The sequence below is a fragment of the Rathayibacter sp. AY1F9 genome (genome assembly GCF_002932155.1).
In the GTDB taxonomy this organism is placed as follows: Bacteria; Actinomycetota; Actinomycetes; order Actinomycetales; family Microbacteriaceae; genus Rathayibacter.
On sequence record NZ_PSVA01000007.1, the window covers coordinates 108,282 to 132,858 of the forward strand.

Genomic DNA, 24,577 nt, shown 5'->3' on the forward strand with positions numbered 1-24,577 from the left:
CGTCCGGCTAGGGGACGACGCTGACACGCGTCCTCCCCGTTCGCCTTGCGCAACGAGCGGATGGCGTGAGTCCGTTCACGTGAAGCGCCCTGTCCGACCCTCGGGTCGGGTGGGGCGCTTCGTCGTTCCGACGACGGCGCAACGGCTATCGCAACGGGGTGGTTCGGGGACACCCATGCTGGTCGAGTGGTCGCCGCAGACGGCTCATCGAGACCCGGCAATTCGGACGTGCATGCTGGTCGCTTAGTCGCTGCAGGCGGCTTATCGAGACCAGACCCGGGCGGGGCCTCAGTCCGCCGACAGCCCGAGCTGCGCGTCCAGCTCGTCCAGGGAGCCGATCCGGCGCACGCCCAGCTCGACCGCCTCGGGCGGCAGCACGCGGCCGTGCTCGGGACCGCCGACGCGGTCGAGCCAGACGCCGCGCAGGCCCGCAGCGGCCGCTCCGACGGCGTCGGTGCCGAGCCGGTCGCCGACGTAGAGGGCCTCCTCCGGAGAGACCCCGAACCGCTCGCAGGCGATCGCGAAGATCCGCGCGTCCGGCTTGGTGACGCCGACGTCGCCGGAGGCGACCACGTGCTCGAAGCGACCGGAGAGGCCCGTGCCCTCGATCTTCCCCCGCTGGAAGTCGAGCACGCCGTTGGTGATGACGCCGAGGCGGACCCCGGCGGCGTCGAGCCGGTCGAGGACGGGCAGCGCGTCGTCGTGGAGGGTCCAGGCGGCGACGTAGTGCTCGAGGTACCCGCGGAACCAGGAGCTCGCCTCCTCGGGAGTCAGCCCGACTCCGGCCTCCGCGGCGAAGTCCGTGGCGCGCGCCCGGCGCTGGCCCTCGTAGTCGAGCTCGCCCGCGAGGTAGCGGTGGTAGTGCTCCTCCTCGAGCAGGTGCCAGCGGCGCTGCACGTCGGCCGGCTCGCCGGCGTAGGCGGCGCCGAGCGAGGCGGCGTACGCGACGATCCCCTCCCGCACAGCGCGGGCATGGGCGAAGAGGGTGTCGTCGAGGTCGAAGAGCGCGAGCCGCAGCACGGCCGCCTCAGCGGACGCGGCGGAGGAGGCCGACGGAGTCGTAGACGGCGGTGAGCGTGCGCTCCGCGGTCTCGGACGCGCGGTCGGCGGCGAGGGAGAGGACCCGGTCGAGCTCGGCCGGGTCGGCGAGCAGCTCCGCGGTCCGCGCGCGGATCGGGTCGAAGGTGGCGGCGACCACCTCGACGAGGCCCTTCTTGAGGTCCCCGTAGCCGCGGCCCGCGTACTCCTGCTCCAGCGACTCGACGGAGCGGTCGGCGAGGACCGAGTAGATCGTCAGCAGGTTCGAGACGCCGGGCTTCGCCGCCCGGTCGAAGCGCACCTCCGACTCGGTGTCCGTCACGGCGCGCATGATCTTCTTCGCGGTCGCCTTCGGCTCGTCGAGCACGCTGAGCAGGCCCGCATCCGACTCCGCCGACTTCGACATCTTGGCGCCCGGGTTCTGCAGGTCGAAGATCTTCGCGGTCTCGCGCACGATGTGGGGCTCCGGCACGGCGAAGGTCTCGCCGAAGCGCGAGTTGAAGCGCGCGGCGAGATCGCGGGTGAGCTCCAGGTGCTGGCGCTGGTCCTCGCCGACCGGCACCGCGTCCGTCTGGTAGAGCAGGATGTCGGCCGCCATCAGGATCGGGTAGGTGAACAGGCCCACCGAGGCGGCCTCAGCGCCCTGCTTCGCCGACTTGTCCTTGAACTGCGTCATCCGGCTGGCCTCGCCGAAGCCGGTCAGGGTGTTGAGGACCCAGGCGAGCTCGGCGTGAGCGGGCACGTGGGACTGGATGAAGAGGGTCGAGCGCGCGGGGTCGATGCCCGCGGCGATGTACTGCGCGGCGGTCGCGCGGGTGCGCTCGCGGAGCTGCTGCGGGTCCTGCGGGACCGTGATCGCGTGCAGGTCGACGACGCAGAAGTAGGCGTCGAAGTCCTCCTGCATCGCGACCCACTGGGTCAGCGCGCCGATGTAGTTGCCGAGGTGCAGCGACCCGGAGGAGGGCTGCATGCCGGAGAAGATGACGGGCTTGGCGCCCGGGGTGCTGGGAGTCATGGGTGGCCTCGAGGGGTCGGTTCGCGGGGGAGAGGGTCAGAGCTCGTAGTCGACGACCACGGGGGAGTGGTCGGACCAGCGGGTGTCGTAGGAGGCGGCGCGGTCGACCTCGTAGCTGCGGGCGAGGTCGGCGAGCGCGGGCGTGGCGAGCTGGTAGTCGAGGCGCCAGCCGGTGTCGGTGTCGAAGGCCTGGCCGCGCTGCGACCACCACGTGTACGGTCCGGGCACCTCGCCCGCGAACCGGCGGCCGAGGTCGACCCAGCCCAGTCCGGCACCGGCGTTGTAGTCCGGGTCGCCCTCGGCGCCGACGAAGCGGTCGACGTAGGCGCGCTCCTCCGGGAGGAAGCCTGCCTTCTTGACGTTGCCCTTCCAGTTCTTGATGTCGAGCGTGCGGTGGCCGACGTTGAGGTCGCCCATCACCACGGCGAGCTCGCTGTGCGCCCGGATCTCGGGCAGGCGCGCTTCCATCGCGTCGAGGAAGCGGTACTTCTCGACCTGCTTGGGGGTGCCGACCTCGCCGGAGTGGACGTAGGTGGAGACGACGGTGAGCGAGCGGCCGCCGACCTCGTAGTCGGCCTCGAGCCAGCGTCCGGCCGAGTCGAAGTCGTCGGCGCCGAAGGTCACGCGGTGGATCGTGGCGCGCCTGCGCGAGGCGAGAGCGACTCCGGCGCGCCCCTTGGCGGTCGCCTCGTCGTGCAGCACGTCCCACTCGTCCCCGAGGAGCCCCGTGAGGTCGTCCGTGGAGGCGCGGACCTCCTGCAGGGCCAGGACGTCGACGTCGCGAGCGGCGAGCCAGTCGCCCATCCCCTTGCGGTAGGCGGCGCGGACGCCGTTCACGTTGACGGAGGCGATGCGGAGGGTGCTGCGAGTCACCGGAGCAGTCTATTCGGAGCCGCGGAGCGGGCCGCCCGGCCGCGCTCGCACCCCGGAACGCGGAAGCCGGCGGCCGCCTCGCGCGACTCCCTCGGAGAGGGGGAGGAGCGCGGAGGCGACCGCCGGCGGGACCGCTCAGGACGGTCGGTCGGAGGGGATCAGGCGGGGACGGCTTGCGCGGTGGCGGGCTCGGGCACCTCGGCGACCACTGGGGCGCGCTTGATGCTCTTCGCGATGATCACGCAGACGGCCGTGACGACCATGCCCACCAGGATGGCGACCAGGTAGAGGATCGGCTGCCCGACGAGCCCGGTGACCCAGACGCCGCCGTGCGGGGCGCGGAGGGTGGAGCCGAAGAGCGCGACGAGCGCACCCGTGACGGCCGAGCCGACCATGGCGGACGGGATCACGCGCAGCGGGTCGACCGCGGCGAACGGGATGGCCCCCTCCGAGATGAAGGACGCGCCCAGCAGGTAGGCGGCCTTGCCGTTCTGGCGCTCGGCGTCGGTGAACAGGCGCTTGCGGAGCGTCGTGGCCAGGGCCAGACCCAGCGGCGGGGTCATGCCGGCGGCCATGACGATCGCCATCACCTTGAACTGCACGGAGTTCGGGTCGCCGTCGGCGGGGACGGAGGCGAGGCCGGTGGTCGCGAAGGCGTAGGCCACCTTGTTGACCGGACCGCCCATGTCGAACGCCATCATGAGGCCGAGGATGATCCCCAGGATGATCAGGTTGCCGCCCGAGAGGCCCGAGAGCCAGGACGACAGGCCCTCGCTCAGTGCGCGGAGCGGCGCTCCGAGCACCACGAACATCAGGAAGCCGGTGATGAAGGTGGCGATCAGGGGGATGATCACGACGGGCATCAGCGACTTGAACGCCGCGGGGAGCTTGATCCGCGAGATGTAGAGGGCCGCGTAGCCGGCGATGAAGCCGGAGGCGAGGCCGCCCAGGAAGCCCGCGCCGACGGTGACCGCGACCGCGCCGCCGAGGAAGCCCGGCGCGATGCCGGGACGGTCGGCGATGCCGAAGGCGATGAAGCCCGAGAGCACCGGCACCAGGAACGCGAAGGTCGCGCTTCCGATCAGGAACATCACTCCGGCCCAGTCGGTGATGTTCGCGACGTTGAAGCCGTCGTCGATGATCTGCTGGGCCGTGAAGTCGACGATCCGGTAGCCGCCGAACAGGAACGACAGCGCGATCAGCAGACCGCCCGCCGCGACGAACGGGATCATGTAGGAGACGCCGGTCATCAGGTTCTGGCGGATGCGCGTGCCGACGCCGACCTTCTTCGGCGCGGCGGGGGCCGCGGCCGGAGTCGAGCGGGCGGGGGCGGACGCGGCGGAGCCGGAGCCGCGGAGGGCCAGAGCGCGGTCGAGGACCTCGTCCGGCTTGGACAGTGCCTCGGCGACGCCCACCTGGAGGATCGGCTTGCCGGCGAAGCGGTCCTTGCCGCGGACCTCGAGGTCGGCGGCGAGGATGACGACGTCCGCGGCGGCGATGTCGGCCGCGGTCATCTCGTCCGAGCCGGCCGCGCCCTGGGTCTCGACGTGGATCGGGTAGCCGCGCTTCTTCGCGGCCTGCTCGAGCGCCTCCGCCGCCATGTACGTGTGGGCGATGCCCGCGATGCAGCTGGTCACGGCGACGAAGCGCGGGCCGGAGGCGGGGCTCGCGGCGGGCGCGTCCTGCACCTTCGCCACGGCGCGGTCGATGACGTCGGCCGCCTTCGCGAGCGCCTCCGACGTGCCCACCTCGAGGGTGGGCTTCCCGGCGAAGCGCTCCTTGCCGCGGACCTCGAGGTCGGCGGCGAGGATCACGACGTCGGCGTCGGCGATGGTCCGGTCCGACATGGGATCGGAGCCCGCGGCGCCCTGGGTCTCGACCTGGATCTCGTACCCCTTCTTCTTCGCGGCCTGCTCGAGGGCCTCGGCCGCCATGTAGGTGTGCGCGATGCCGGCGATGCAGCTCGTGACGGCGACGATCCTCATGAGACGACGACCTCTCGGGCGATGATGTCCGCGACCTCCTGGCCGCTGGCGGCGGCGCGGAGGGAACCGGTGAAGGACTCGTGGATCAGCTTGCGGGCGAGCTGGGCGAGGATCTTGAGGTGCGCCTGGTCGGCGCCGTCCGGAGCCGCGATCAGGAAGATCAGGTCGGCCGGGCCGTCGGGGGCGCCGAAGTCGACGCCCTGCTTCGCGATGCCGACCGCCACGCTGGGCGAGACGACGTGGGAGGAGCGGGCGTGGGGGATCCCGATGCCGCCGGGCATCCCGGTCGCCATCTGCGACTCGCGGTCGCGGACGTCGGCGAGGAAGCCGTCGAGGTCGGTGACGCGGCCGGCGTCGGCGAGCGTCTTCGCGAGCTGCGCGGTGGCCTCGTCCTTCGTGGCGGCGGTGAGGTCGACGATGACCGTCGACGCCTCGGTGAGAGCAGTCATGCGCTCAGTTCTCCAATCGGGAGGGTGGGGTCGGGGTTCTCGACGACGGAGACGTCGTCGAGGCGGAGGGAGTCGGGACCCGGGGCTTCGCTGCCCGGGAGCTGGACGGCGGCGGTACCCCACGCGACTGCTGTCGCGAGGCGCTCCGCCTCCGTGGCGTCGACGGCCGAGAGGTAGCCGGCGAGCGTGCTGTCGCCGGCGCCGACGGTGCTGAGGGGCACGACGGCGGGGGCGCCCGCCCACCACGACGCGTGCGCCGTGACGAGGAGGGCGCCGTGCTCTCCGAGGCTGACGAGCGCTCGCGCGTCGGGCAGCTGCAGGAGTTCACGGGCTCCGGCGACGACGTCTCCGACCGTCGTCAGGGAGCGGCCGAGGAGCTCCTCGAGCTCCTCGAGGTTGGGCTTCACCAGGGTGGCAGTGCCGGCCGCGATGATCGCGGTCAGGGGGGCTCCCGAGGTGTCGACGGCGAGGGGGACGCCGAAGTGCAGGGCGAGGCGGCCGAGGGCGGGGTAGAAGTCCGCTCCCAGTCCCGGGGGGACGCTGCCGCAGGCGACGAGCCAGCGGGGCGAGGCCGAGACGTGCTCGCCGATCAGCTCGGAGAGGGCGCGGGCCTCCTCCTCCGTGACGGCGGGGCCGGGCTCGTTGATCTTCGTGGTGCGGCCCGTCTTGTCGTCGACCACGGTGATGTTGGTGCGGATCGAGTGGGCGATCGCCGCACTGGCCGAGCGGACTCCGGCGGCCCGGAGCATCGTGGACAGGTCGAGGCCGGTGGAGGCGTCGGCCGGGTAGACCGCGGTCGCCTCGACGCCGTTGCGGGCGAGGGCACGGGCGACGTTGACGCCCTTGCCGGCCGGGTCGCGCCGCACGTCGTGCGCGCGGTTGACCTCGCCGACGGCGAAGCCGCTCGTGGAGAGGGTGACGTCGATGCTCGGGTTGGCGGTGACGGTGACGATCATGCGCGGACGACCTCCGGGCCGGCCGACTCGATGTCGTCGGCGAGCTCGTCGTCGACATCGGCGTCGGTGATGACGGTGTCGACCGCGGACAGCGGAGCGACGTGCCCGAAGTCCTGCCGGCCGAACTTCGAGTGGTCGGCGAGGACCACGACCCGGCGCGCGGAGGCGATGATCGCGGACTTGACGACGGCCTCGTCGAGATCGGGGGTGGTGAGCCCGCGCTCGAGGCTGAGGCCGTTCGTGCCGATGAAGGCGACGTCCACCGAGACCGTGGAGAGGGCCTGGGCGGCCCACGGCCCGACGGCGGCCTGCGTGACTCCGCGCAGGTGCCCGCCGATGAGGTGGAGGTCGATGTTGGGCCGGCCGACGAGCGCCATCGCGACGGGGAGGGAGTGGGTGACGACCGTCAGCCGGCGGTCCAGGGGGAGCAGCTCCGCCAGCCGCACCGTGGTGGTGCCGGCGTCGATGGCGATCGAGCCGCCGTCGGGCACCTCGGCGAGGGCCGCGGTGGCGATGCGGTCCTTCTCGCCGGCGAGGTGTCCCTCGCGGGCGGCGACCTCGGGCTCGATGCCCAGCCGCTCGACGGGGATGGCGCCGCCGTGCGCACGGCGCAGCAGGCCCCGCTTCTCGAGGCTGGTGAGATCGCGGCGGATCGTCTCCGGCGTCACGGCGAGGGAGAGGGCGAGGTCGCGGACCTCGACGCGCCCGTCGGTGCGGGCGCGGTCCAGGATCGCCTGGTGCCGCTCCGGTGCGTACATGTGGACTCCGTCGTCTCGCCGTGGGTGGTGCGCCGGATACGCGGTGTCGTTGCCGACCTCGGATCTGCGTTTACCTCTTTTTAGACCCGTTCGGGAGGGAAGTCAACAGAAACGGACAGACTCGGCAGGCGGAATCGGGCCCGGCGACGCCGGGAAGACCGAGAAGCGGACCGCCGGGTCAGGCGGCGAGCTGCTCGAGCTCCTCCTCGAGCTGCGCGAGCTGGCGCTCCAGGCGCCGTCGTTTCAGGAGGGACGCCTCCGGCAGCGCGGCGCGAAGCCGCTCGCGCTCGGCCTCGGCGAGGGTGCGGCGGGCGGTGCGCAGCTGCTCCTCCCGCTCCTTCTCGCGCTCCTCCGGCGTGAGCTTGCGCGCCGAGATCCCGGCGTCGCTCATCCCGACGGAGATCCACGACGCGGCGATCAGGATCACCTGGCAGACGAGGTTGAACCAGATCAGCAGACCGATGAGGACCGCGAACGAGGCGAGCAGCGGATTGCGGGAGGCACCGCCCAGCAGCTGCGTCCCGAGGACCTTGAGCGCGCCGAGAGCGATCCCGCCGAGCAGAGAGCCCGCCCAGAGGTTCTTCCAGGGGATCGAGATGCCCGAGAGGATGCGGAAGGAGCCGGCGAGCGTGCCCGTGTCCAGGGCGAGCATGATCAGCAGGCCGACCGCGCTGCCGGCGAGACGGGCCGGCATCGACTCGCTGCCGATCCCGAGGAAGCCGAACGCCACGTCCACCAGCGAGGTCGAGAACACCGAGAGACCGGCCGAGACCAGCAGCACCGCCCCGAAGACCAGGGCGAGCCCCGCGTCCTTGAGCTTGAGCAGGACGAAGAGGGTCGTGGGTCCGGGGAGCGAGAAGAGCAGCCGGACCGCCTGGCGCAGGCTCCCCAGGAAGTTGAGCGCCGTCCAGAGCAGGCCGGCGGCCGCGATCGCACCCGTCCAGCCGAGGATCGACGAGTCGAGCAGGTCGTCCACCGACACGAGGGCGTTCTTCCCGCCGATCAGGCCGGGGACGGAGCGGGTCACCAGGTCGAGGAGGGAGTCGCGCAGCACCGAGTCGTCGCGCACCCAGAAGCCGAAGACGGCGAAGAAGACGAAGAGCGCCGCGAAGACCGCGAACAGGGCCTGGAAGGCGAGTCCGGAGGCGAAGAGGGGCCCGCCGGTCTCGGAGTAGTGGAGCATCACCCGCACCGGCCGCGTCCGCATGACCCGCTCGAACAGGCCCGGGATCCCGCGGGGAGTGTCGGCCGCCTCGGTCATTCCTCCAGCGTACTGAGGCCTCGCGGCGCTCCCGTGCACGCGCCCGCCTGCACGCAGGAACGCGTCCGGCCCGCCGGATCCGAGGATCCCGGCGGGCCGGACGCGTTCGCGAGGGGGAGGATCAGGCGCGGCCGCGGATGACGGCCTGCTTCACCTCGGCGATCGCCTGCGTGATCTGGATGCCGCGCGGGCACGCCTCCGTGCAGTTGAAGGTCGTGCGGCAGCGCCACACGCCCTCCTTGTCGTTGAGGATGTCCAGGCGCGCTCCACCGGCGTCGTCGCGCGAGTCGAAGATGAAGCGGTGGGCGTTCACGATCGCCGCAGGGCCGAAGTACTGCCCGTCGGTCCAGAACACGGGGCAGGACGACGTGCACGCGGCGCAGAGGATGCACTTCGTGGTGTCGTCGAAGCGGGCGCGGTCGGCGACCGACTGCACGCGCTCCTTGCCCTTGGCTGCCGGGGTGTTGGCGACCAGGAACGGCTGCACCTCGCGGTAGGAGGCGAAGAACGGCTCCATGTCGACGACGAGGTCCTTCTCGAGGGGCAGGCCCTTGATCGCCTCGATGTAGATCGGCTGCGAGATGTCGAGATCCTTGATCAGCGTCTTGCAGGCCAGGCGGTTGCGGCCGTTGATCCGCATCGCGTCGGATCCGCAGATGCCGTGCGCGCACGAGCGGCGGAAGGTCAGCGATCCGTCCTGGTCCCACTTGATGCGGTGCAGGGCGTCGAGGACGCGGTCGGTCGAGTACATCTCGACGTCGAAGTCCTGCCAGCGCGGCTCGGCGTCCACCTCGGGGTCGAAACGGCGGATGATGAACGTGACGGTGAACGCCTCCGGGGCCGCGGGGGCGGCGGGCGGCTGCTCGAGGGTAGCGGTCGACATGGCTAGTACTTCCTCTCCATCGGCTGGTACCGGGTGATCACGACGGGCTTCCAGTCGAGCCGGATGTGGTCACCGGCGTCGGAGGAGTGGGCGTCACCGGAGAGGTACGCCATCGTGTGCTGCATGTAGTTCTCGTCGTCGCGCTTCGGGAAGTCGTCGCGCATGTGGCCGCCGCGGCTCTCCTTGCGGTTGCGCGCCGAGTAGACGACGACCTCGGCGAGGTCGAGCAGGAAGCCCAGCTCGACGGCCTCGAGGAGGTCGGTGTTGAAGCGCTTGCCCTTGTCCTGCACCGAGATGTTGCGGAACCGGTCGCGCAGGCGCTGGATGGTCCCGGTGACGGCCTCGAGGGACTCGTCGGTGCGGAACACCTGAGCGTTCTTGTCCATCTCGTCCTGCAGCTCCTTGCGGATCGAGGCGATCCGCTCGGTGCCGGTCGCGGAGCGGAGCGAGGCGAGCATGTCGCGGATCGCTCCGGCCGGGTCGGCGGGCAGGGGGGTGAAGTCGACCGTCTTGGCGTAGTCGGCGGCGTTGTTGCCGCTGCGCTTGCCGAAGACGTTGATGTCGAGGAGGGAGTTGGTGCCGAGGCGGTTGGAGCCGTGCACCGAGACGCACGCGCACTCGCCGGCGGCGTAGAGGCCCGGGACGACGGTCGTGTTGTCCGAGAGCACCTCGGCCTTGACGTTGGTCGGGATGCCGCCCATCGCGTAGTGCGCGGTCGGCATGACGGGGACCGGCTCGACGACGGGGTCGACGCCCAGGTAGGTGCGGGCGAACTCGGTGATGTCGGGGAGCTTGGTCTCGAGGACCTCGGCGCCCAGGTGGGTGCAGTCCAGCAGCACGTAGTCCTTGTGCGGTCCGGCGCCGCGTCCCTCCGCCACCTCCTGGACCATGCAGCGGGCGACGATGTCGCGCGGCGCGAGGTCCTTGATGGTGGGGGCGTAGCGCTCCATGAAGCGCTCGCCCGAGGCGTTGCGGAGGATCGCACCCTCTCCTCGCGCTCCCTCGGTGAGGAGGATGCCGAGGCCGGCGAGGCCGGTCGGGTGGAACTGGAAGAACTCCATGTCCTCCAGGGGGAGGCCCTTGCGCCAGATGATGCCGACGCCGTCGCCGGTGAGGGTGTGCGCGTTGGAGGTGGTCTTGTAGATCTTGCCGAAGCCGCCGGTCGCGAAGATGATCGCCTTCGCCTGGAAGACGTGCAGCTCGCCCGTGGCCAGCTCGTAGGCGACGACGCCGGAGGGCTTGGCCACTCCGTCGACCTCGGTCATCACCAGGTCGAGGACGTAGAACTCGTTGTAGAAGTTGATGCCGAGCCGGACGCAGTTCTGGAACAGCGTCTGCAGGATCATGTGGCCGGTGCGGTCGGCCGCGTAGCAGGCCCGGCGGACGGGCGCCTTGCCGTGGTCGCGGGTGTGGCCGCCGAAGCGGCGCTGGTCGATCTTGCCCTCCTCGGTGCGGTTGAAGGGCAGGCCCATGTTCTCGAGGTCGATGACCGCGTCGATGGCCTCCTTCGCGAGGATCTCGGCCGCGTCCTGGTCGACGAGGTAGTCGCCGCCCTTGACGGTGTCGAAGGTGTGCCACTCCCAGCTGTCCTCCTCGACGTTCGCGAGGGCGGCGGCCATGCCGCCCTGCGCCGCTCCGGTGTGGGAGCGGGTCGGGTACAGCTTCGAGATCACGGCCGTCTTCGCCTTGGGGCCGGCCTCGATGGCCGCGCGCATCCCGGCACCGCCGGCGCCGACGATGACGACGTCGAACTGGTGGTAGTGGACGCCGTCGGGTCCGACGGTCTGCGCGAAGGCGCTCTGGTCGGCGCCGGTGTGGGTGTGGCCTGGTGTGCTCACGGGGTGGGTGCTCCGTCGTACGGGGATGGGAGGGGGAGGTGCCGGGACGCGGTGCCGCGGACCGGGAGGGGCGCGGGCCCCTCTCCGATCCGCGGCACCGTGGTCACGCTGCGCAGAAGGAGGGCAGCAGGTCCGCGGCGGTGCCGGCGGGGCACGGGTCGAACGCGAAGACGACCCAGGTGCCGAGCGCGATCAGCGCGACGACGGCGACGAGGATGCCGCCCTTGAAGGCCTTGGCCAGCAGGGGCGAGGTCGCGTAGTCGTTGACCAGCGTGCGCATGCCGTTGCCGCCGTGGATCAGCGCGAGCCACAGCATGAGGACGTCCCACCACTGCCAGAACGGGTTCGCCAGCTTGCCGCCGACGAAGCCGAAGTCGATGGCCTTGATGCCGTCGCCCAGTAGCAGGTTGTAGATGAGGTGCCCGAAGATCAGGACGATCAGCACGACGCCGGAGGCGCGCATGTAGATCCAGCCCCACTTCTCCCAGTTGGTGCCGGAGGAGCGGGTCGGGGTGTGCGGGGTCCGCGGTGCGGCGACGGTGCTCAATGCGCACCCCCCTCGCTGAAGACGTTGATCAGGTGGCGCGGCGCGAAGCCGAGCATCAGCACGACCCAGAGGCCCATGACGACCCAGAAGAGGACGCGCTGGTTGCGGGTCGCCCAGCTCCAGAAGTCGACCAGGATGATCCGCAGGCCGTTCAGCGCGTGGAACGCGATGGCGCCCACGAGCCCGGTCTCGCCGAGTCCCATGATCGGGTTCTTGTACGTCCCGATGACCGCGTTGTACGCCTCGGGGCTCACGGCGATGAGAGCGGAGTCGAGGACGTGGACGAGGAGGAAGAAGAAGATGGCGACACCGGTGATCCGGTGGAGCACCCACGACCACATGCCTTCGCGACCGCGGTACAGGGTGCCGGCCGGACGCCGGATCTTCCCCTGCTTCCGGGGTGCGAGGGTTTGAGCAGCTTGAACTGACACGAACAACCCTCCCTGGTTGTGCTCCGACGGCCTGACCTGTTCCCACGTCGCGTGGACGGGGACGGGGCGGGGAGCGACGAGAAACTCGCCCTCCGATTCTAAGCGCGCTCGCAGGCGGGCGCGGCTTAGGCGAGCCTTAGCTGCGGGGCAGGGCGAGGGCGGGCGCCCCCGCGGTCGCGTAGTGCGCGAGGAGCTCGTCGGTGAGCGCGCTCCAGGTGCGGTGGAGCACGCGGCGGCGGCCCGCCTCGCCGAGCCGGGCGCGCAGTGCGGGATCTCGGACCAGGCGCTCCACCTGCCGGCGGAGGTCGGAGTCGCTCTCGGGCGCGTAGAGCAGGCCGTCCACGCCGTGCTCGATGAGGTCGGTGGGGCCGCCCGCGTGCGGCGCGACCACGGCGGTGCCGGACGCCTGCGCCTCCTGGACCGTCTGGCCGAACGTCTCCTCCGTGCCGGTGTGCACGAAGACGTCGAGCGCGGCGAAGACCGCCGGCAGCCGGTCGCCGTCGAGCCGGCCGAGCATCCGCGCCGCCGGGCCGAGGGCGGCGGCGACCCGGGCGGAGGAGGGGCCGTAGCCGCCCACGACCAGCTCCGCGTGCGGGAGGGAGGCGAGTGCCGCCATCCGCTCCACCCTCTTCTCGGGGGAGAGGCGCCCGATGTAGCCGACGAGCGCATCATCGGCGCCGAGTCCGGCTCGGACGGCCTGCGCGTAGGGGGAGGAGCGGCGGCGCGGGTGGAAGCGCTCGCTCTGCACGCCGCGGCCCCACAGCGCGGTGCGCTCGATGCCGGCGGCGGCGAGGTCGTCGAGGGCGCTGGTGGAGGGGGCGAGGGTCAGGTCCGCCCCGGCGTGGATCTGGCGGATCACCCGCCAGGCGAGGGCGCGGGCGCCGCGGATGCCGTAGCGGGCCGCGAATCGCGCGACGTCCGTCTGGTAGATCGCGACACTCGGCACCCCGAGCCGGCCGGCCGAGGCGATGGCGCGGGCGCCGAGGAGGAAGGGCGAGGCTACGTGCACCACGTCGGGCTCGAAGTCGGCCAGCTCCCGGGTGAGGGCCAGCGTGGGGATTCCGACCGGGAAGTCGCGGTAGGCGATCGCCGGGTGCTCCACGACGCGGTGGCCCGCGTAGTGGCCCGGCGCCCCCGCGGCCGGGCAGACGACGAGCGCCTCGATCCCGCGCTCCGCGAACTCGTCGAGCACCCGCAGGACGCTCGTGGTCACGCCGTTCAACGACGGCAGGAAGCTCTCGGTGACGACCGCGACTCTCACGCCCCGGACGCTACGGCGGCGGGATGAACGGCGGCGCGCGCCCGGGTGAACGGACGGTCGCGCTCGGGCTCCCTTGTATCCTGCGGACATGACATCACCTGAGACCGATGGCCGCGCCCCGCTCGACCGCTTCTACAGCGTGATCCCCGCCGGCGGGATCGGCTCGAGGCTGTGGCCGCTCTCCCGGGCCGACGCCCCGAAGTTCCTGCACGATCTGACGGGGTCGGGGCAGACCCTCCTCCGCGACACCTGGGACCGCCTCGCGCCCATCTCGGGCGCCGACCGGATCATGGTCGTGACCGGCCGCGCGCACCGCGCCGCCGTCGAGGAGCAGCTCGAGAGCCTCGAGGACCTCAACGTCGTCCTCGAGAGCGAGCCGCGCGACTCGTCCGCCGCGATCGGCCTGGCCGCCGCCATCCTCGAGCGCCGCCAGCCCGGCGTGATCATCGGCTCGTTCGCCGCCGACCACGTCATCAGCGGTCAGCAGCTGTTCCACGACGCGGTCGCCGAGGCCGTCGTCGCGGCGGACGCGGGCTACATCGCGACCATCGGCATCACGCCGACCGAGCCTGCCGTGGGCTTCGGCTACATCCGCACGGGGAAGCACCTCGGGATCGACGGGGCGACGCACACGCTCGCCGTCGACTCCTTCGTCGAGAAGCCCGACGCCGACACCGCGCGCGCCTACCTCTCCAGTGGCCAGTACCTCTGGAACGCGGGCATGTTCATCGCCCGCGCCGACCGCCTCCTCGAGGAGCTCGGCCGCGCGAAGCCGAAGCTGCTCGCCGGACTGCTCGAGCTCGCCGCCGCGTGGGACACCCCGGAGCGCGGCGCGGTCGTCGACCGCATCTGGCCGGGCCTGGAGAAGATCGCGATCGACTACTCCGTCGCCGAGCCGGCCGCGGCCGCGGGCAAGCTGGCCGTCGTGCCGGGCCACTTCTCCTGGGACGACGTGGGCGACTTCGCGTCCATCGCGAAGCTGCACTCGAGCGGACTCCGCTCGGACCTCGCCATCCTCGGCGAGGACGCGCGTGTGCTCGCCGACTCCGCGACGGGCATCGTCGTCAGCGGCGGCAACCGCACCATCGCCCTCATCGGAGTGAAGGACATCGTCGTCGTGGACACCCCCGACGCGCTCCTGGTGACCACGACCGAGAACGCTCAGAAGGTCAAGGGCGTCGTCGACGCCCTGCGCCTCTCCGGCCGCACGGACGTCCTCTAGCCCTCCGTCCCACCCGTCGAAGCGCGGCCCTCCCCTCGGAGGCGCCGCGCTTCGCCGTTCCGCCCCTCGCCGTTCCGCCCCTCGCCGTTCCGCCCTTCGCCTCATGCGCGTGCGGCGGTCCCGATACGCCGTTCGCGCGGCGACTCGACCACCCTCGATGAGGGCCTCGGCCGTCCCGCTCGGTGCTGGCGGGCGGGTCTCCGCTCGCGCGGCAACTCGACCACCGTGGAAGCACCCGTCCGTGCCCGACCGCGCGCAGCGCGGAGCTCCCCCGAGCACTCTCGACGTCCGGCAGCAGGGGAGAGGGCCGCGAGCCGGAATCGCGTGCCAAGCGATTCAGGCCAGCCCGACGCGACCCGCTCTGCGGAACGCACCCGTCGCGAAGCCGACCGCGCCGAGCCGCCCCGCGGCTCGGAATCGAGCACAGCGACCGCGCCGAGCCGCTCCGCGGCTCGGAATCGAGCACAGCCGCCCGCACCCGCGACACGCTCCGCATGTCGCGAAGATCAACACTGTGTAACGCTTCCTGAGGTCTACCGTCCGGGCGGCTGAGCGGCTTGTCACATTGGGTAACGTGTGGGAATCGACGCCCTGCTGCGCTCGTCGCGCGGGGCCGCATTCCTGGAGGACGACATCTTGACTATCACCTCGCGTAAGGCCGCGTTCGGCGGTCTCGCCGCCCTCGGCGTCACCGCGCTTCTCGCCGGTTGCGCCTCCGCCCCCGAGGAGAGCGGCTCCAGCGCCGCCGCCGGTGGCGACTTCCTGCCCTGCATGGTCTCCGACGCGGGCGGGTTCGACGACAAGTCGTTCAACGAGCTCGGCTACAACGGCCTCGTGAAGGCCTCGGAGGACCTCGGCGTCACGCCGAAGACCGTCACCTCGGAGTCCGAGACGGACTACGCCCCGAACCTGACCAGCCTCGTCGACCAGGGCTGCAACCTGATCATCACCGTCGGCTTCGCGCTGGCCGAGGCCACGTCGGCCGCGGCCGAGGCGAACACGGACATCGACTTCGCGATCATCGACGACGCGTCGATCGACCTGCCGAACGTCAAGCCGATCACCTTCGACACCTCGCAGGCGGCGTTCCTCGCCGGCTACGCGGCCGCGTCGTACTCCAAGACCGGCGTCGTCGGCACCTACGGCGGCCAGCAGTTCCCGACCGTCACGATCTTCATGGACGGCTACGCCGACGGCGTGAAGTACTACAACGAGGAGAAGGGGAAGGACGTCAAGGTCGTCGGCTGGGACGTCGACGCGCAGACCGGCTCCTTCACCGGCGGCTTCGCGGCGGGCGTCGAGGCCAAGTCGGCCGCGCAGTCGCTGATCGACCAGAACGCGGACGTCATCCTCCCCGTCGGCGGTCCGATCTTCCAGTCGGCGATCGAGGCGATCCGCGACTCCGGCAAGGACATCGCGATGGTCGGCGTGGACGCGGACCTGTACGAGACCTACCCCGACGGCGCCGACCTGTACCTGACCTCGATTCTCAAGGGCATCGAGGCCGGCACGACCGACGTCACCAGCTCCGCCGGAGCCGACGACTTCGACCCCACTCCCTTCGTGGGCACCCTCGAGAACGACGGAGTCGGCATCGCGCCGTTCCACGACTTCGAGTCGAAGGTCTCGGGCGACCTGCAGGGCGAGCTCGACACCATCAAGGCGGGCATCATCGACGGCTCCATCACCGTCACCTCCCCGTCCGCTCCCGCGGCGTCCTAGCCGCTTCCTCGAAGAGGCCGGCGGGCCCGAGCACACCTCGGGCCCGCCGGCCTCTTCGTCGGTCCGGCGGGCCGATCGGCTCCGCTGCGTCCCTCGATCCCGGCCGACGGCGCATCGTGGCGCGAACCGAAAGTTAGATTGGTCCCATGAAGCTCGAACTGCGTGGCATCACTAAGCGCTTCGGCGCGCTCGTGGCCAACGACCACATCGATCTCACCGTCGAACCCGGTGAGATCCACTGCCTCCTCGGCGAGAACGGCGCGGGCAAGTCGACGCTCATGAACGTGCTCTACGGCCTGTACCAGGCCGAGGAGGGGGAGATCCTGCTGGACGACGCGGTCCAGCACTTCTCCGGTCCGGGTGACGCCATGAAGGCGGGCATCGGGATGGTCCACCAGCACTTCATGCTCGTCCCCGTGTTCACCGTCGCCGAGAACGTCATGCTGGGCCACGAGGAGACGAAGGCCGGCGGGCGCCTGGACCTCGCCGCCGCGCGCGCCCGGGTGCGCGAGATCTCGGACCGCTTCGGCTTCGACGTGGATCCCGACGCCCTGGTCGAGGACCTCCCCGTCGGCGTCCAGCAGCGGGTCGAGATCATCAAGGCCCTCTCCCGCGACGCCCGGGTGCTCGTGTTCGACGAGCCGACCGCGGTGCTGACCCCGCAGGAGACCGACGAGCTGATCGCGATCATGCGCCAGCTGCGTGCGGCCGGGACCGCCATCGTCTTCATCACGCACAAGCTCCGCGAGGTGCGCGAGGTCGGAGACCGCATCACCGTCATCCGCCTCGGCAGAGTCGTGGGGGAGGCGTCGCCGACGGCGAGCAACGCCGAGCTCGCCTCGCTGATGGTGGGCCGCGCCGTCGAGCTGACGGTGCAGAAGGAGCAGGCGGTGCCGGGCGACGAGGCCCTCGTCGTCTCGAACCTCACCGTGCGCGACGCCAACGGCCAGGCCGTCGTCGACGACGTCTCCTTCGAGGTCCGCCGCGGCGAGATCCTCGCGATCGCGGGCGTGCAGGGCAACGGCCAGACCGAGCTCACCGAGGCGATCATGGGCCTGCAGGAGCGGGTCGAGGGCTCGGTGACCCTGGACGGGCGCCGCCTCGACGGGCTGTCCGTGCGCCGCGTCCTCGAGTCGGGGGTCGGCTTCGTCCCCGAGGACCGCACCGAGGACGGTCTGGTCGCCGAGTTCACGATCGCCGAGAACCTCATGCTCGACCGCAGCGACCGCGGTCCGTTCGTGAAGGGACTGGGCCTGCGGCTGAAGGAGCTCGAGCGCTTCGCCGAGGAGCGGGTGCGCGAGTTCGACGTGCGCGCCCAGGGGATCGGCACCCACGTCGGCCGCCTCTCCGGAGGCAACCAGCAGAAGGTGGTGCTCGCGCGCGAGCTCAGCCGGGAGCTGCGGCTGTTCATCGCGGCGCAGCCCACCCGCGGCATCGACGTCGGCTCCATCGAGTTCGTCCACAAGCGCATCGTCGAGACGCGCGACACCGGGGTCCCCGTGATCGTGGTGTCGACGGAGCTCGACGAGGTCGCGGCGCTCGCCGACCGCATCGCGGTCATGTACAAGGGCGGGATCATCGGCATCGTCCCCGCCGACACGCCCCGCGAGGTCCTGGGGCTCATGATGGCCGGGCAGACGCCCGCCGAGAAGGGAGCGGCGGCGTGAGCGACGCGCAACTGCCCGCGGTCGATCCCGACGCGGAGACCGAGAAGGCGTCCGGGCTCGAGCCCGGCCAGAAGCCGGATCAGGAGGTGCGCACCGGCCCGCTCGAGAGCGGCGCCTCCCGCGTCCTGCGCGAGATCCTCTCCGGCACCGCGCTGATGTCGGTGCTCGCCGTGCTCCTCTCCCTCATCGCGGGCGGCGTGCTGATCGCCGCGACCGACAAGGACGTCCAGGCGGCGTCGGGCTACTTCTTCGCCCGGCCGCTCGACACCCTGCAGGCGATCTGGCAGTCCGTCTCCGGTGCCTACTCCTCGCTCTTCCAGGGCTCGGTCTACAACTTCCGCCGCGAGGGCTTCGCCAACGGCATCAAGCCGCTGACGGACACCCTGGCCTTCGCGACTCCGCTGATCGCCGGCGGCCTCGGAGTGGCGCTGGCCTTCCGCGTCGGCCTGTTCAACATCGGCGGCCGCGGCCAGATGCTGATCGCCGCCGCCTGCGCGGGCTGGGTCGGCTTCTCCTTCGACCTCCCGTGGGGCGTGCACCTGGTCGTCGCGCTTGCCGCCGGCATCCTGGGCGGCGCGCTCTGGGGCGGACTCGTGGGACTGCTCAAGGCCCGCACCGGCGCGCACGAGGTGATCCTCACGATCATGCTCAACTACGTCGCGTTCTACCTGATCTCCTACCTCCTGCGGACGCCCGGCGCGCTGCAGGCGCCCGGCTCGAACAACCCGAAGTCGCCCGGGATGAAGGAGACCGCGGTCTTCCCGGCGCTCCTCGGCCCCGGATACTCGCTCACGCTCGGCTTCGTCTTCGCGGTCCTCGCGACCGTGTTCGTCTGGTGGCTCCTGAACCGCTCGACGATCGGCTTCAAGTTCCGCGCGGTGGGGGAGAACCCGCACGCGGCACGGGTCGCGGGCATCGACGTGAAGAACAGCTACGTGTCCGCGATGCTGCTCTCCGGCGGCCTGCTCGGCCTGGCCGGCAGCGCCCAGGTGATGGGGACGGTCACGACCGGCTTCACCTCCGGGATCGACGCGGGCATCGGCTTCGACGCGATCACGGTCGCGCTGCTGGGCCGCTCCCGACCCTGGGGCGTGTTCTTCGCCGGCATCCTCTTCGGCGCCTTCAAGGCGGGCGGCTACTCGATGCAGGCCGCTGAGGGCGTGCCGATCGACGTGGTCCTCGTCGTCCAGTCGCTGATCGTCCTCTTCATCGCCGCACCGCCGCTGGTGCGCGCGATCTTCCGCCTCCCGACGCCCGGGGCCGCCCCGAAGCGCCGCACCCGCCGCACCTCGGAGGTGTCCGCATGAGCACCGCCGTCGCCACCGCCCCCGACCGCGTCGTGATCCGCAGCTGGAAGGAGCCGATCGCGTTCGGCGTCTTCGCGCTGCTCGCCGTCGTCCTCTTCGTGGCCCTCGGCCGCGACGGGACGAGCTCGTTCCGCCTCGCCGCGGGGACCGACTTCTTCGCGCTGCCGGACATCCCGTTCCCGACGCGGGGGACGGGCGTGGTCGTCGCGATCCTCCTGGTCGCCCTGGCCGTCGCCTCGGCCGCGCTCACCCGCGCCGGCCGCCGGATCCCGCTCTGGCTCTCGGCGGTCTTCGCCCTGGTCTTCCTGATCGGGTTCCTCGTCTGGGCGTCGGCCGGTGCCGCGCTGCCCGTCTCGGGACTGCTGCTCGGGACCGTCGGGCTCGCCACTCCGCTGATCTTCGGCTCGCTCGGCGGCGTCATTTCGGAGCGGGTCGGAGTCGTCAACGTCGCGATCGAAGGGCAGCTGCTCGCCGGCGCCTTCACCGCGGCGATGGTCGGCTCCCTCACCCGCCAGCCGGTGCTCGGCCTGCTCGCGGCGATGGTCGCGAGCGTCCTGGTGTCGTTCGTGCTGGCCGCCTTCGCGATCAAGTACCTGGTCGACCAGGTGATCGTCGGAGTCGTGCTGAACGTGCTGGTGACCGGCCTGACGAGCTTCCTCTACTCCCAGGTCCTCTCCGCCGACGCGTCGACGTTCAACTCGCCGGTGAAGTTCGACCGCCTCCCGATCCCGGTGCTCAGCCAGGTGCCGATCGTGGGCGCCGTCCTGTTCAACCAGACGGTGATCGTCTACCTGATGTACTTCGCGATCTTCGCGGTGTGGTGGGGCCTGTTCAAGACCAAGTGGGGCCTCCGCCTGCGCGCCGTGGGCGAGCACCCGCAGGCCGCGGACACCGTGGGCATCGATGTCGCCCGCACGCGCTTCTGGAACGTCTCCCTCGCCGGGGCGATCGCCGGAGTCGGCGGCGCGTACTACACGCTCGACGCGGTCGGCGCGTTCGGCAAGGAGATGACCGCGGGTGCGGGCTTCATCGCCCTGGCCGCCGTCATCTTCGGCCGCTGGGACCCGATCAAGGCGACGCTCGCGTCGCTGCTGTTCGGCTTCGCGACCAACCTGCAGAACGTGCTCGGCGTCATCGGCTCGCCCGTGCCCAGCGAGTTCATGCTGATGCTGCCGTACGTCGTGACGATCTTCGCGGTGGCCGGTCTCGTCGGCCAGTCCCGCGGACCGGCCGCCGCCGGCAAGCCGTACCTGAAGTCCTGAGAGGAGCCGTCGTGACCGACATCGACTGGGAGGCGCTGCGCGAGGCCGCCCTCGAGGCCATGAGCCACGCCTACGTCCCGTATTCGAAGTTCCCCGTCGGGGTCGCCGCGCTCGTGGACGACGGCCGGACGATCTCGGGCTGCAACGTCGAGAACGCCTCCTACGGGCTCACGCTCTGCGCCGAGTGCGCGCTGGTGTCCTCGCTGCACATGACGGGCGGCGGCCGGCTCGTCGCCTTCACCTGCGTCGACGGGAAGGGCGGCGTCCTGATGCCCTGCGGGCGCTGCCGCCAGCTGCTCTTCGAGCACTCGGCCGAGGGCATGCTCCTCCAGACCGTGTCGGGCGTGAAGACGATCGACGAGGTCATCCCCGACGCCTTCGGCCCGCGCACGCTCGAGGCCTACGCCGCCTCCTAGCGCCGCCGTCACCGCTGCCACTCCCGAACCGAGGACTCCGCATGACCCGCACCACCCCCGTCGAGGACTTCGACGCCGTCGACATCATCCGCACCAAGCGCGACCGCGGCACGCTCTCGACCGCGCAGATCGACTGGCTGATCGACGCCTACACGCGCGGCTACGTCGCCGACGAGCAGATGGCGGCCTTCGCGATGGCGGTCCTGCTGAACGGGATGGAGCGCGACGAGATCCGCGACCTCACCCTGGCGATGATCGCCAGCGGCGAGCGCATGCGGTTCGACGGACTCGGCAAGCGCACGGTCGACAAGCACTCCACGGGCGGGGTCGGCGACAAGATCACGCTGCCGCTGATGCCGCTGGTCGCCTCCTTCGGCGTGGCGGTGCCCCAGCTCTCGGGACGCGGGCTCGGCCACACGGGCGGAACGCTCGACAAACTGGAGTCGATCCCGGGCTGGCGGGCCGACCTCGGCAACGAGGAGATGCTGGAGCAGCTGCGGACGGTCGGCGGCGTGATCTGCGCCGCGGGCTCGGGCCTCGCCCCCGCCGACAAGAAGCTCTACGCGCTCCGGGACATCACCGGGACCGTCGAGGCGATCCCGCTGATCGCGTCCTCGATCATGTCGAAGAAGATCGCCGAGGGGACCGACGCCCTGGTGCTCGACGTGAAGTTCGGCTCAGGGGCGTTCATGGTCGACATCGAGCGCTCGCGGGAGCTGGCGCGGGCGATGGTCGACCTCGGCAACGACGCGGGGGTGCGGACCACCGCGCTGCTGACCAACATGAACGTGCCGCTCGGTCTGGCCATCGGCAACGCGAACGAGGTGCGGGAGTCGGTCGAGGTGCTCGCCGGCGGCGGTCCCTCGGACGTCCGGGAGCTGACGCTGGCCCTGGCCCGCGAGATGCTGGCCCTCGCCGGGCAGCCGGACGCGGACGTCGAGCGCGCCCTCGACGGCGGCGCGGCGATGGACACCTGGCGCGCGGTCATCCGCGCTCAGGGAGGGGATCCGGATGCGGCGCTCCCCGAGGCCCGCGAGACCCACGTCGTGGTCGCCGAGCGCGACGGCGTCCTGGTGGAGCAGCAGGCGCTGCCGTTCGGCATCGCCGCCTGGCGCCTGGGCGCCGGACGCGCCCGACAGTCCGACGCGGTGCAGCACGCGGCGGGGATCGACCTGCACGCGAAGCCGGGCGACCGCGTCCGCGCGGGCCGGCCCCTGCTCACGCTGTCGGCCGACGAGCCGGAGCGCTTCGCCCGGGCGCTCGAGGCGCTCGACGGTGCCTACCGGATCGGCGACGACGGCGACGAGGTGCTCGACGGCGGCCCCCTCGTGGCGGAGCGCGTCTCCTAGCCCCGCGCCGCCCGGCACGGAGGAGGTGCCGCCCGGCGAGCCGCTCCCGCCGACCCTCTAGGGTGGTCGGCGAACCACCGCCGACCTGCGAGGAGCACCGTGACCGATCAGACCGAGGAGTACCTCCTCCCGGGCGAGGGCGTCCTCATCGACGAGCTCCCCAAGGTGTCGCTGCACGACCACCTCGACGGGGGGCTGCGGGCCGGGACGGTCCTCGAGATTGCCCGCGAGACGGGCGTGCCGCTCCCGGCCGAGGAGCCGGACGCGCTCGCCGAGTGGTTCCGCGCCACGGCCGACTCCGGCTCCCTCACCGACTACATCGCCACCTTCGAGACGACGGTCGCCGTGATGCAGACCGCGCCGGCGCTCGAGCGCGTGGCCCGCGAGTTCGTGCTCGACCTCGCCGCTGACGGAGTCGTGCACGGCGAGGTGCGCTGGGCGCCGGAGCAGCACCAGCGCGCCGGGCTCTCGCTCGACGCGGCTGTCGAGGCGGTCCAGGAGGGGCTGCAGCAGGGCGTGCAGGAGGCGGCGGCGGAGGGACACCGCATCCGCGTCGGCCAGCTGATCACCGCGATGCGGCACGCCGACCGCTCGCTCGAGGTCGCCGAGCTGGCGCTGCGCCACCGCGAGCGCGGTGCGATCGGCTTCGACATCGCCGGAGCCGAGGCGGGCTTCCCCGCCTCGCGGCACCGTCCCGCCTTCGAGCTGCTCGCGGCGGCGCACTTCCCGACCACGGTCCACGCGGGGGAGGCGGACGGCCTCGACAGCATCCGCTCGGCCCTGCTCGACGGCCGCGCGCTGCGCCTGGGCCACGGCGTCCGGATCGCTGAGGACATCCGCATCGAGCGCCAGGACGACGACGCGAGCTACGTGACCCTCGGCGAGCTCTCGGAGTGGGTGAAGGACCGCGAGATCGCCCTCGAGCTCAGCCCCTCCTCCAACCTGCAGACCGGAGCCGTCGCAGCGTGGGGTGCCGAGCTCGCCGACCACCCCTTCGACCTGCTCTACCAGCTGGGCTTCCGCGTCACGGTGAACACCGACAACCGCCTGATGAGCGCGACGACCCTCAGCCGCGAGCTCGCCCTCCTGTCCGACGCGTTCGGGTACGACCTCGACGACTTCGAGGCCTTCCAGCTGAACGCGGCTCACGCCGCCTTCCTGCCGCTCGACGAGCGCCGCGAGCTCGTCGAGACGATCAGCGCCGGCTTCGAGGCGGCCTGACGGTGCCGCTCGACGCGCTCCCCGAGGAGGCGGTGGCCCTCCGCCACTCCGCCGGATCCTGGCGGGAGGCCGTCCTCGAGGCGGGCCGTGCGCTCGAGCGGACCGGCGCGGTCGACGCCGCCTACTCCCGGCGCATGGTCGAGCAGGTCGACGTGCTCGGGCCGTACATCGTCATCGCGCCCGGGCTCGCCCTCGCGCACGCCCGGCCCGGCAACGACGTCCTCGCGGACGGCCTCTCCGTCGTCACGCTGGCCGAGCCCGTCGCCTTCGGGCACAGCACCAACGACCCGGTGTCGGTCGTCATCGGGATCGCCGCCACCCAGGCGCACGGACACGTCGGCTTCGTCTCCGGGCTCGCCGACGTGCTCAGCCGTCCGGACGCGGTCGGCGCCCTCGCCGCCGCCCGCACCGTCGGCAGCATCAACGCCGTCCTCACCGACAGCACCCCGCACCACCCGCACCACGGAAGAAGCGCATGAAGATCGTCACCCTCTGCGGCGCCGGAATCGGCACCTCCGCCATCCTCAAGCTCGGCGCCGAGCGCGCCCTCGAGACCCTCGACCTCGAGGCCGAGGTGATCGCCTCCGACCTGGCCTCCGTCGACGCGCTCGCCGCCGACGCGCAGGTCATCCTCACCTCCGGCGAGCTCGTCGACCGCATCGGCCGCACCTTCGCCGAGGTCGTCGTCATCGACAACTACCTCGACCAGAACGAGATCACGGAGAAGATCGAGCGAGCGCTGGGCTGAGTCCGTTTCTGAGCCGCTCCCTACGCGGCTCAGCGCGGTCGGCCTCCCGACGGGGTGCGTTCCGCAGAGCGTATTCCGTCGGGCTGCCTCGAATCGCTGCCACGCGATTCTCGGACGCGCCCTCCACCTTGCGGGGAGAGGGCGCCCCTGCCCCTGCTGGTCGAGTGGCCGCGGAGCGGCGTGCCGAGAGCCGGGTTCCCGCGCGGACGGCTGCTCGGGTCTTGGGGGGTCAGCGGGCGGCGAGCTGCTCGAGGACGGTGCCGATCAGGCGGCGGGCGCGGGCGGGGGAGAGGAGGGCGAGGAACTTGCCCTGCGCCAGCGCCATCAGCAGGAGCTGCGCAGTCCCGGCGGAGGAGGAGGTCTCCGGC

General features: G+C 71.7%; 23 protein-coding genes. 10 read left to right on the top strand and 13 right to left on the bottom strand.

The features are described from left to right. Positions 1-288: 288 nt before the first annotated feature. The 13 genes from C5C37_RS06960 to C5C37_RS07025 all read right to left on the bottom strand — a co-directional run bounded on the left by C5C37_RS06960 (position 289) and on the right by C5C37_RS07025 (position 13,295). On the bottom strand, positions 289-1,020 hold the full coding sequence (locus C5C37_RS06960) for an HAD family hydrolase (protein WP_104309802.1): 732 nt from the start codon (positions 1,018-1,020) through the stop codon (positions 289-291). Positions 1,021-1,027: 7 nt separating this feature from the next. After that, positions 1,028-2,053, bottom strand: coding sequence for a tryptophan--tRNA ligase (trpS, locus tag C5C37_RS06965; RefSeq protein ID WP_104223193.1), 1,026 nt, complete (start codon positions 2,051-2,053; stop codon positions 1,028-1,030). A gap of 36 nt (positions 2,054-2,089) precedes the next feature. Beyond that, a complete protein-coding gene (locus tag C5C37_RS06970) occupies positions 2,090-2,926 on the bottom strand; it encodes an exodeoxyribonuclease III (RefSeq protein ID WP_104263197.1) in 837 nt (278 codons plus the stop codon). A gap of 158 nt (positions 2,927-3,084) precedes the next feature. Continuing rightward, the gene (locus tag C5C37_RS06975; protein WP_104232839.1) at positions 3,085-4,911 is read right to left on the bottom strand and encodes a PTS fructose-like transporter subunit IIB; all 1,827 of its coding nucleotides are present in this window, start codon (positions 4,909-4,911) and stop codon (positions 3,085-3,087) included. Further along, positions 4,908-5,360 (bottom strand): PTS sugar transporter subunit IIA, encoded by a 453-nt coding sequence (locus C5C37_RS06985; RefSeq protein ID WP_097166616.1) that lies wholly within the window; start codon positions 5,358-5,360, stop codon positions 4,908-4,910. The genes C5C37_RS06975 and C5C37_RS06985 overlap by 4 nt, the downstream gene beginning before the upstream one ends. Then, positions 5,357-6,316 carry a 1-phosphofructokinase family hexose kinase gene (locus tag C5C37_RS06990; RefSeq protein ID WP_104251227.1) on the bottom strand — a complete coding sequence of 320 codons (960 nt, stop codon included), beginning with the start codon at positions 6,314-6,316 and terminating at the stop codon, positions 5,357-5,359. The genes C5C37_RS06985 and C5C37_RS06990 overlap by 4 nt, the downstream gene beginning before the upstream one ends. Then, a complete protein-coding gene (locus C5C37_RS06995; protein ID WP_104226423.1) occupies positions 6,313-7,074 on the bottom strand; it encodes a DeoR/GlpR family DNA-binding transcription regulator in 762 nt (253 codons plus the stop codon). The genes C5C37_RS06990 and C5C37_RS06995 overlap by 4 nt, the downstream gene beginning before the upstream one ends. Positions 7,075-7,252: 178 nt before the next feature. Continuing rightward, a complete protein-coding gene (locus C5C37_RS07000) occupies positions 7,253-8,335 on the bottom strand; it encodes a YhjD/YihY/BrkB family envelope integrity protein (RefSeq protein ID WP_104223189.1) in 1,083 nt (360 codons plus the stop codon). 121 nt (positions 8,336-8,456) lie between these two features. Then, positions 8,457-9,218 carry a succinate dehydrogenase iron-sulfur subunit gene (locus tag C5C37_RS07005; protein WP_104338705.1) on the bottom strand — a complete coding sequence of 254 codons (762 nt, stop codon included), beginning with the start codon at positions 9,216-9,218 and terminating at the stop codon, positions 8,457-8,459. Between the two features lie 2 nt (positions 9,219-9,220). Continuing rightward, positions 9,221-10,957, bottom strand: coding sequence for a succinate dehydrogenase flavoprotein subunit (gene sdhA / locus C5C37_RS07010; RefSeq protein WP_104232891.1), 1,737 nt, complete (start codon positions 10,955-10,957; stop codon positions 9,221-9,223). 202 nt (positions 10,958-11,159) lie between these two features. Beyond that, positions 11,160-11,603, bottom strand: a complete 444-nt coding sequence (locus C5C37_RS07015; RefSeq protein WP_104223187.1) for a succinate dehydrogenase hydrophobic membrane anchor subunit — start codon at positions 11,601-11,603, stop codon at positions 11,160-11,162. Next, the gene (gene sdhC / locus C5C37_RS07020; RefSeq protein WP_258059417.1) at positions 11,600-11,986 is read right to left on the bottom strand and encodes a succinate dehydrogenase, cytochrome b556 subunit; all 387 of its coding nucleotides are present in this window, start codon (positions 11,984-11,986) and stop codon (positions 11,600-11,602) included. Before sdhC ends, C5C37_RS07015 begins: the two co-directional genes overlap by 4 nt. 184 nt (positions 11,987-12,170) lie before the next feature. Further along, positions 12,171-13,295, bottom strand: coding sequence for a glycosyltransferase family 1 protein (locus C5C37_RS07025; RefSeq protein ID WP_181065415.1), 1,125 nt, complete (start codon positions 13,293-13,295; stop codon positions 12,171-12,173). A gap of 88 nt (positions 13,296-13,383) precedes the next feature. On the opposite strand from C5C37_RS07025, the gene C5C37_RS07030 reads away from it, so the two are divergent. The 10 genes from C5C37_RS07030 (at position 13,384) to C5C37_RS07075 (ending at position 24,209) form a co-directional block, all read left to right on the top strand. Then, on the top strand, positions 13,384-14,517 hold the full coding sequence (locus C5C37_RS07030; RefSeq protein WP_104223184.1) for a mannose-1-phosphate guanylyltransferase: 1,134 nt from the start codon (positions 13,384-13,386) through the stop codon (positions 14,515-14,517). A gap of 636 nt (positions 14,518-15,153) precedes the next feature. Then, complete coding sequence (locus C5C37_RS07035; protein ID WP_104338709.1) at positions 15,154-16,239, top strand: BMP family protein; 1,086 nt, start codon at positions 15,154-15,156, stop codon at positions 16,237-16,239. Between the two features lie 146 nt (positions 16,240-16,385). Further along, positions 16,386-17,906: an ABC transporter ATP-binding protein gene (locus C5C37_RS07040; protein ID WP_104223182.1), complete on the top strand. Its 1,521-nt coding sequence runs from the start codon at positions 16,386-16,388 to the stop codon at positions 17,904-17,906. Next, positions 17,903-19,213: an ABC transporter permease gene (locus C5C37_RS07045; RefSeq protein WP_219814468.1), complete on the top strand. Its 1,311-nt coding sequence runs from the start codon at positions 17,903-17,905 to the stop codon at positions 19,211-19,213. The genes C5C37_RS07040 and C5C37_RS07045 overlap by 4 nt, the downstream gene beginning before the upstream one ends. Beyond that, positions 19,210-20,475, top strand: coding sequence for an ABC transporter permease (locus C5C37_RS07050; protein WP_104266841.1), 1,266 nt, complete (start codon positions 19,210-19,212; stop codon positions 20,473-20,475). The genes C5C37_RS07045 and C5C37_RS07050 overlap by 4 nt, the downstream gene beginning before the upstream one ends. Positions 20,476-20,486: 11 nt before the next feature. Further along, complete coding sequence (locus tag C5C37_RS07055; RefSeq protein ID WP_104223180.1) at positions 20,487-20,891, top strand: cytidine deaminase; 405 nt, start codon at positions 20,487-20,489, stop codon at positions 20,889-20,891. A gap of 41 nt (positions 20,892-20,932) precedes the next feature. After that, positions 20,933-22,240, top strand: coding sequence for a thymidine phosphorylase (locus C5C37_RS07060; protein WP_104223179.1), 1,308 nt, complete (start codon positions 20,933-20,935; stop codon positions 22,238-22,240). A 99-nt stretch (positions 22,241-22,339) separates the two neighbouring features. After that, the gene (locus tag C5C37_RS07065; RefSeq protein WP_104268398.1) at positions 22,340-23,461 is read left to right on the top strand and encodes an adenosine deaminase; all 1,122 of its coding nucleotides are present in this window, start codon (positions 22,340-22,342) and stop codon (positions 23,459-23,461) included. 2 nt (positions 23,462-23,463) lie between these two features. Further along, the gene (locus C5C37_RS07070; RefSeq protein WP_104338706.1) at positions 23,464-23,940 is read left to right on the top strand and encodes a PTS sugar transporter subunit IIA; all 477 of its coding nucleotides are present in this window, start codon (positions 23,464-23,466) and stop codon (positions 23,938-23,940) included. Next, positions 23,937-24,209, top strand: a complete 273-nt coding sequence (locus tag C5C37_RS07075; protein ID WP_104226416.1) for a PTS sugar transporter subunit IIB — start codon at positions 23,937-23,939, stop codon at positions 24,207-24,209. Before C5C37_RS07070 ends, C5C37_RS07075 begins: the two co-directional genes overlap by 4 nt. Positions 24,210-24,577 lie beyond the last annotated feature (368 nt).

Coding starts and splice junctions, on each gene's coding strand:
- trpS (WP_104223193.1), bottom strand. CDS start 2,053: ATGACTCCCAGCACCCCGGGCGCCAAGCCCGTCATCTTCTCCGGCATG.
- C5C37_RS06975 (WP_104232839.1), bottom strand. CDS start 4,911: ATGAGGATCGTCGCCGTCACGAGCTGCATCGCCGGCATCGCGCACACC.
- C5C37_RS06985 (WP_097166616.1), bottom strand. CDS start 5,360: ATGACTGCTCTCACCGAGGCGTCGACGGTCATCGTCGACCTCACCGCC.
- C5C37_RS06990 (WP_104251227.1), bottom strand. CDS start 6,316: ATGATCGTCACCGTCACCGCCAACCCGAGCATCGACGTCACCCTCTCC.
- C5C37_RS06995 (WP_104226423.1), bottom strand. CDS start 7,074: ATGTACGCACCGGAGCGGCACCAGGCGATCCTGGACCGCGCCCGCACC.
- C5C37_RS07000 (WP_104223189.1), bottom strand. CDS start 8,335: ATGACCGAGGCGGCCGACACTCCCCGCGGGATCCCGGGCCTGTTCGAG.
- C5C37_RS07005 (WP_104338705.1), bottom strand. CDS start 9,218: ATGTCGACCGCTACCCTCGAGCAGCCGCCCGCCGCCCCCGCGGCCCCG.
- C5C37_RS07030 (WP_104223184.1), top strand. CDS start 13,384: ATGACATCACCTGAGACCGATGGCCGCGCCCCGCTCGACCGCTTCTAC.
- C5C37_RS07040 (WP_104223182.1), top strand. CDS start 16,386: ATGAAGCTCGAACTGCGTGGCATCACTAAGCGCTTCGGCGCGCTCGTG.
- C5C37_RS07050 (WP_104266841.1), top strand. CDS start 19,210: ATGAGCACCGCCGTCGCCACCGCCCCCGACCGCGTCGTGATCCGCAGC.
- C5C37_RS07060 (WP_104223179.1), top strand. CDS start 20,933: ATGACCCGCACCACCCCCGTCGAGGACTTCGACGCCGTCGACATCATC.
- C5C37_RS07075 (WP_104226416.1), top strand. CDS start 23,937: ATGAAGATCGTCACCCTCTGCGGCGCCGGAATCGGCACCTCCGCCATC.